The organism is Saccharomonospora halophila 8 (genome assembly GCF_000383775.1).
GTDB classification, from domain to species: Bacteria; Actinomycetota; Actinomycetes; order Mycobacteriales; family Pseudonocardiaceae; genus Saccharomonospora; species Saccharomonospora halophila.
Genome location: NZ_KB912485.1, coordinates 64972 through 71810, shown reverse-complemented (window position 1 = coordinate 71810; position 6839 = coordinate 64972). Strand labels below are relative to the sequence as shown.

General features: G+C 71.2%; 6 protein-coding genes. 3 read left to right on the top strand and 3 right to left on the bottom strand.

Annotated elements, in window-relative coordinates; all coding sequences use genetic code 11:
- Positions 1 to 931: 1,2-phenylacetyl-CoA epoxidase subunit PaaA (gene paaA / locus SACHA_RS19900; protein WP_019806878.1), on the bottom strand; the 931-nt coding region annotated here is incomplete at its 3' end.
- Position 932: 1 nt separating this feature from the next.
- Positions 933 to 2960, bottom strand: coding sequence for a phenylacetic acid degradation bifunctional protein PaaZ (gene paaZ, locus SACHA_RS0102265; RefSeq protein WP_028662810.1), 2028 nt, complete (start codon positions 2958 to 2960; stop codon positions 933 to 935).
- A 120-nt stretch (positions 2961 to 3080) separates the two neighbouring features.
- Here paaZ and paaK point away from each other — a divergent pair, with 120 nt between their 5' ends.
- The 3 genes from paaK to SACHA_RS0102250 all read left to right on the top strand — a co-directional run bounded on the left by paaK (position 3081) and on the right by SACHA_RS0102250 (position 5702).
- Entirely contained in the window at positions 3081 to 4442 is a 1362-nt protein-coding gene (gene paaK, locus SACHA_RS0102260) for a phenylacetate--CoA ligase PaaK (protein WP_019806874.1), read from the top strand.
- Between the two features lie 52 nt (positions 4443 to 4494).
- On the top strand, positions 4495 to 5109 hold the full coding sequence (locus tag SACHA_RS0102255; protein ID WP_019806872.1) for a TetR/AcrR family transcriptional regulator: 615 nt from the start codon (positions 4495 to 4497) through the stop codon (positions 5107 to 5109).
- Between the two features lie 161 nt (positions 5110 to 5270).
- Complete coding sequence (locus tag SACHA_RS0102250; RefSeq protein ID WP_028662809.1) at positions 5271 to 5702, top strand: hypothetical protein; 432 nt, start codon at positions 5271 to 5273, stop codon at positions 5700 to 5702.
- A gap of 117 nt (positions 5703 to 5819) precedes the next feature.
- On the opposite strand, the gene SACHA_RS0102245 is transcribed toward SACHA_RS0102250, so the two are convergent.
- Positions 5820 to 6602: a metal-dependent hydrolase gene (locus tag SACHA_RS0102245; protein WP_019806870.1), complete on the bottom strand. Its 783-nt coding sequence runs from the start codon at positions 6600 to 6602 to the stop codon at positions 5820 to 5822.
- Positions 6603 to 6839 lie beyond the last annotated feature (237 nt).

Here is a 6839-nt window from a genome sequence, read left to right as displayed (position 1 = left end):
CGGGGCCCTTCTTCGCGGCGTGCGCCGCGGCGGCCTCGCGGACCCACGCCCCGTCGTCGTGCGCGGCCCGACGGTGCGCGAGACGCTCGGCGTTACACGGGCCGTTGCCCTTCAGCACCCGCTTGAACTCGCTCCAGTCGATCTCGCCGAAGTCGTAGTGCCCGCGCTCGGCGTTCCACCGCAGATCGTCGTCCGGCAGCGTGACGCCCAGCGCCTCGGCCTGCGGCACGGTCATGTCGACGAAGCGCTGGCGCAGCTCGTCGTTGGTGTGCCGCTTGATCTTCCACGCCAGTGACCGCTCGGTGTGCGGCGAGTCGGCGTCCGGCGGGCCGAACATCATCAGCGACGGCCACCACCAGCGATCGGTCGACTCCTGCACCATCCGCCGTTGCGCGTCGGTGCCGCGCATCATCGTCATCAGCAGTTCGTAGCCCTGCCGCTGGTGGAACGACTCCTCCTTGCAGATCCGGATCATCGCCCGCGCGTACGGCCCGTACGAACTGCGGCACAGCGGAACCTGGTTGCAGATCGCCGCGCCGTCCACCAGCCAGCCGATCACACCGACGTCGGCGAAGGTCAACGTCGGGTAGTTGAAGATCGACGAGTACTTCTGCCGCCCGGCGATCAGCTTGTCGGTCATGTCGTCCCGGTCGGCGCCGAGCGTCTCGGCCGCCGAGTAGAGGTAGAGACCGTGCCCGGCCTCGTCCTGGACCTTGGCCAGCAGGATCGCCTTGCGCCGCAACGACGGCGCGCGGGTGATCCAGTTGCCCTCCGGCTGCATCCCGATGATCTCGGAGTGCGCGTGCTGGGCGATCATCCGGATCATCGTGGCGCGGTACTCGTCGGGCACCCAGTCCCGTGGTTCGAGCCGCTCCTCGCGGGCGAGGGTGTCGGTGAAGTCCCGTTCGAGGTCGGGCACGGTCGCGGTCATCTCAGCCGTCCTTCGCCACGAGGGTGAGCACGTCGTACTTCGCCACGGGCTCGCCCTGCTGGTTGGTCACCTCGGTGTCCCAGCGGACCTCGCCGTGGTCGGCGTCCTCCCGGGGCGTGATCTGCTTCGCGGTGAGCGTCACGGTCAGCTCGTCCCCCGGCTTGACCGGGGTGCGGAACCGCAGGTTCTCCAGGCCGTAGTTCGCCAGCACGGGCCCCGGTTCGGGGGAGACGAACAGCCCCGCGGCCAGCGACACCACCAGGTAGCCGTGCGCGACGATGCCGCCGAACAGCGGGTTCGCCGCGGCGGCGGTCTCGTCGGTGTGGGCGTAGAAGGTGTCCCCGGTGAACTCGGCGAAGTGCGCCACGTCCTCGGCGGTGACCCGGCGCGGTCCGGCGGTCACCGAGTCGCCCGGCCGCAGCCGCGCCAGTGACTTGCGGAACGGGTGCTCGTCGGCGGTGCGCTCGGCGCCCGGCACCCACTGCCCGGTGACCCGGCCCAACACGGTGGGGCTGCCCTGCACCGACGTGCGCTGCATGTGGTGCAGCACGCCGTGGATACCGGCCATCTCCTGACCCCCGCCCGCGCGGCCCGGACCCCCGTGCACGAACGCGGGCAACGGCGAGCCGTGCCCGGTGGACTCCCCGGCGTCCTCGGCGTCGAGCACCAGCAGACGCCCGTGCCACGGCGCCACCCCGAGCACGACGTCGCGGGCGAAGTCCGGGTCTCCGGTGACGACCGACCCGGCGAGACTGCCCTGGCCGCGCGCGGCCAGAGCCACCAGCTGCTCCACGGAGGTGTAGGGCATCAGGGTGGCGACGGGGCCGAACGCCTCGACCTCGTGCGGCTCGGCGCGATCCGGGTCGTCCGCACGGAGCAGGACCGGGGAGACGAAGGCGCCCCGCTCGTGGTCGGCGTCGACGACGTCCACCCGGTCGGGATCGCCGAAGACGATCCGTCCGGCGCCGGACAGCGCCTTGAGCGAGCGGCGCACCTCCTCCCGCTGCTCCAGGCTCGCCAACGCCCCCATGCGCACGCCCTCGGCGGTGGGGTTGCCGACGGTGACCTTCGCCAGCTTCTCGCACAGCGCCCGCTCGACGTCGTCGATCAGCTCCGCGGGGACGAACGCGCGCCGGATGGCGGTGCACTTCTGCCCCGCCTTGACGGTCATCTCGGTGACGACCTGTTTGACGTAGAGGTCGAACTCGGTCGTCCCGGGGACGGCGTCCGGGCCGAGCACCGAGAGGTTCAGTGAGTCCGCCTCGGCGTTGAACCGCACCGAGTTCCGCACCACGGCCGGGTGCGCGCGCAGACGCTGGGCGGTGGCGGCCGAGCCGGTGAACGAGACGAGGTCCTGACCGGTGACGTGGTCGAGCAGGTCCCCGGCACCGCCGCAGACCAGTTGCAGCGAGCCCTCCGGCAGCAGCCCGGATTCCACGATCAGTTCCACGAGCCGGTGGGTGAGGTAGGCGGTCTGACTCGCGGGTTTGATCAGACTGGGTACCCCGGCGAGGAACGCGGGGGCGAACTTCTCCAGCGGCCCCCACACCGGGAAGTTGAAGGCGTTGATCTGCACGGCGACCCCGTGCAGCGGGGTCAGCACGTTGCGCCCGACGAAGGTGCCGCCCTTGCCCAGCGTCTCGACCCGCCCCTCGGGGTAGACGGTGTCGTTCGGCAGCTCCCGCTTCGCCAGGCTCGCGTAGGCGGCCGCGACGCCGATCCCGCCGTCGATGTCGAACTTCGAGTCGGCCTTCGTCGCCCCGGTGCGGGCGGAGAGTGCGTACAGCTCGTCGCGGTGCTCCCGCAGGTGGGACACGAGCGCCTTCAGCAGCGCGCCCCGCTGGTGGAAGGTCAGCGCCCGCAGCGCGGGCCCGCCCACCGTGCGGCCGTGGTCCAACGCCGCCGCCATGTCGATGCCGGTGGAGGAGATCCGGGCGACCTCCTCCCCGGTCGCCGCGTCGTACGCCGGGGTGCCGTCCCCGGACGGCGTGTGCCATCCGCCGGAGACGTAACTGGGCAACGCACCCATCGAGAAGACCTCCTCCATTGATTTACCAACCACTCGGTCAGTAATTTTAGGCGCACCCGCCGCCCGGGACAATGTGCACGCCGACCCGAAGGGTGCGCCCGATCGGCTCAAGGAGGAGTCGTGAGCACTGTCGACGACCCGCGAAAGGCCCCCGGCCACACCGACGACACCGGAGACGGACGTCGCACGTCCGGACTCCCCGACGGCGACGCCACCGAACACCTGAGCACCGACGAGTTGCGTGCACTGCAACTGCGGCGCCTGCGGTGGACGCTGCGGCACGCCTACGACAACGTCCCGTTCTACCGCGACCGCTTCGACCGCGCCGGGGTACACCCGGACGACTGCCGCGAACTCGCCGATCTCGCCCGGTTCCCCTGCACCACGAAGCAGGACCTCCGGGACAACTACCCGTCCGGGTTGTTCGCGGTCGGCCGGGACCGGATACGCAGGATGCACGCCTCCAGCGGCACGACCGGGGCGCCCACCGTGGTCGCCCACACCGAGGGCGACCTGCGCACCTGGGCGGCGCTGGTGGCGCGCTCGATCCGGGCGGCGGGCGGCAGGCCGGGCCAGACGGTCCACGTGTCCTACGGGTACGGCCTGTTCACCGGGGGTCTGGGCGCGCACTACGGCGCCGAGGCGCTCGGCTGTGCGGTCGTGCCCGCCTCCGGCGGGATGAGCGCCCGCCAGGTCCGGCTGATCACCGACCTGGAGCCGGAGATCATCATGGTCACGCCGTCGTACCTGCTGACGCTGCTGGACGAGTTCGAGCGGCAGGGCCTCGACCCGGCCACGTCCTCGCTGCGGATCGGCATCCTCGGCGCCGAACCGTGGACCGAGGGCATGCGCGCGGAGATCGAACGCCGCGCGGGTATCGACGCGGTGGACATCTACGGACTGTCCGAGATGATGGGGCCCGGGGTGGCGCAGGAGTGCGTGGAGACCAAGGACGGGCCGCACATCTGGGAGGACCACTTCCTGCCGGAGATCGTCGACCCGGAGACCGGGTCCGTCCTCGACGACGGGGCGCTCGGTGAACTGACGTTCACCACACTGACCCGCGAGGCGATGCCGCTGATCCGGTACCGCACGCGCGACCTCACCCGGCTGCGCCCGGGCACCGCGCGTCCCGCCCACCGCCGGATGGACCGGATCACCGGCCGCTCCGACGACATGATCGTCCTGCGCGGGGTGAACGTCTTCCCCACCCAGATCGAGGAGATCGTGCTGGCCACCGACGGCCTGTCGGCACACTTCCAGCTCGTGCTGGCGACCCGGGACCGCCTGGACACGATGACCGTCCGGGTGGAGGCGGCCGACGATCTCCCCGCCGGGGACCGTGCCGGGGTGGCCCGGCGGGTCAGCGGGCGGGTCGCCGACGAGGTCGGGGTGCGCGTCGAGGTCGACGTCGTCGACCCGGAGACGCTGGAGCGGTCGGTCGGCAAGATGCGCCGGGTCGTCGACGACCGGGACCGGTGAGCCCGGGACCGGCCGCACACCGTCCCGGGTGCGGACTGGGATACTGGCCACCATGACCGCCACCGGGCCGACGAGGACGAGCCGCCGGGGACGGCCCGGCTACGACCTGGAGTCGCTGTTGGACGTCGCGGTCACCCTGTTCAACGAGCGCGGCTACGACGGCACGAGCATGGAGGACCTCGCCCGCAGGCTCGGCATCACGAAGTCGGCCATCTACCACCACGTTTCGGGCAAGCAGGAGCTGCTGCGGCTGGCGGTCGACCACGCGCTGGACGGGCTGTTCACCGTCGCCGACGAGGCCGCCGAGCTCGACGGGCGGGCGGTGGACCGTCTCGAGTACCTGGTGCGCGGCAGTGTCCGGGTGCTGGTCGAGCGGCTGCCGTTCGTCACGCTGTTGCTGCGGGTGCGGGGCAACACCGAGGTGGAGCGGGCGGCGCTGGCCCGCAGGCGACGATTCGACCGGATCGTCGCCGACCTCGTGGCCGAGGCGGAGCGGGACGGCGACATCCGGCCGGACGTCGATCCGGCCCTCACCGCACGCCTGGTGTTCGGAATGGTCAATTCCCTGGTGGAGTGGTATCAACCTCGGGGAAGTGATGACACCCCGATCGTGGACGCCGTGGCCAAGATCGCTTTCGATGGAATCCGGGATAGCCCGACCCGGTGAAGACGGGCCCGGGGGCCGTCAATTCGAGGTTAGCGGATCACCGTCGAGGGTACGGAATTGTTTGAGGCGCAAGCCTCGGAGCAGAGGACCGGCCTTCGACAGCATCCGCTCGCCAGAGGTTCGGTCCTGTCCTGTGTGAACACACCAGAAAGGATCAGCTCATGCGTTCTGTTCGTCGCGGTATTGTGACGGCTGCCCTGGCCCTGCCGCTGGCCTTCGGCGCCGCCGGTGTGGCCGCCGCCGACAAGGGTGGCGACGTCGAGGCCCACTGGGCGTCCCACGAGGCCAACATCGCGGCCGCGGGCGCCGACGGTGCCGTCGCAGGCGACGTGTCGTCCGAGGCGGCCGGCATCAAGCACAAGGCCGACCGCAAGCACAAGAAGCACCGCGCCGACGGCATGGCCCGCGACGCGGCCACCGACGACGCCGCCGCCGACGGCGACGCGCGGCACGGCAAGGACAAGCACAAGAAGCACAAGAAGGCCAAGAAGGCCGGCTGGGCGCACTACGAGGACAGCGGGGCCGCCGCGGGCGCCAAGGGCGCCAAGGCCTGGGACAAGGAGTCCTCCGCCTGGTACTTCAAGAAGGGCTGACCCCGTCGGGTGCTCCCTGAAGACGGTGCCCTGGGCGTGCCCCGGGGCACCGTCTCCTCGCGCGCGGGGCGACCGGGACGTCCGTGGAAAATGTTCCGCGGGACGCGACAGTCATTCTCAGGCTTCCTGATCCGCCCCGGACCCGAGGACGACGTTCACCATGTCCAGAATCACCGCCCACACTCCCGGAATGAGAAGCACGCCGAGCACGACGAACAGTGGAAGCAACACCTTGTTCTCGACGGCCGTGCCGGTACTGAACCGCAGGAATGCGGGCGGTCGCAGTTCGTACCACGTTTCCCCGGCGATCGGCACGGGGAAAAGAAACGGACAACCCGATTCGGTGAGCGCGTCACCGAGGCAGTGGACGACGCACCCGATCGCCACGGCCACACCGAGCCAGCCGGACACCTCGTCGAGCCGTCCGAGCACGTCGGGGCTGTTCTCGATCACCCACCACACCACGGCCACTCCGGCCACCGGCAGCACCCAGTCGCCGAGTGCGTCCTCGGCCAGCAGCAGACCGAACACGACCACGGCGGCGACCGCCCACGGCCCTCCTGCCGCCGTGCCCGCCGCGGTACCCGCGCCGACCGCCGCCGCGAACAGGACCGTGTGCGACAGGTGCCGGTGGGTGCCCGTCTTGTCCTCGTCGCGCGGCCCCTTGGTCAGGGCGTAGAGCCCGCCGGAGGCCTTGCGCAACAGCCAGGACAGTGCGCCCGTGACCGGCCCGAGGAGTTTCGAGGCGCGCGCCCCGGGATGGTCGAGGTCGGGCAGCAGCGCGAATCCCGCCGTGGTGGCGGCGAACACCACCGCCTGCGCGAGCGTGGTGATTCCCACCACGGGCGCGACGGCGAGCCCAGCGCACCACCCGGTCGCCGCGTGGGTGCGACCCATCATGACGTCAGCTGCCCCTTCCGGCATCGGCATCGATCGAACAGCGTCGACGGTCGTCGACGAGCGCTGCCAGTCTCCCGGACCCCACCCCGGTGATGATCATGGCCCCCGCCCGCCCACCGGCGACCACCCGGGTCGTCGCGCGCCCGGTCCCACCCCGCACGCATCCGGATAAAGGCGGCGTGCGCGGGGTAGTCCGGCGGGTATGGCGAGGCGGCTGGACGAGTACCGGGCGCGGCG

Excerpts from the sequence above, each read along its gene's own strand:
- SACHA_RS0102250 (WP_028662809.1), top strand. The coding sequence starts at position 5,271 with ATGCGTTCTGTTCGTCGCGGTATTGTGACGGCTGCCCTGGCCCTGCCG.
- SACHA_RS0102245 (WP_019806870.1), bottom strand. The coding sequence starts at position 6,602 with ATGATGGGTCGCACCCACGCGGCGACCGGGTGGTGCGCTGGGCTCGCC.
- SACHA_RS0102255 (WP_019806872.1), top strand. The coding sequence starts at position 4,495 with ATGACCGCCACCGGGCCGACGAGGACGAGCCGCCGGGGACGGCCCGGC.
- paaZ (WP_028662810.1), bottom strand. The coding sequence starts at position 2,960 with ATGGGTGCGTTGCCCAGTTACGTCTCCGGCGGATGGCACACGCCGTCC.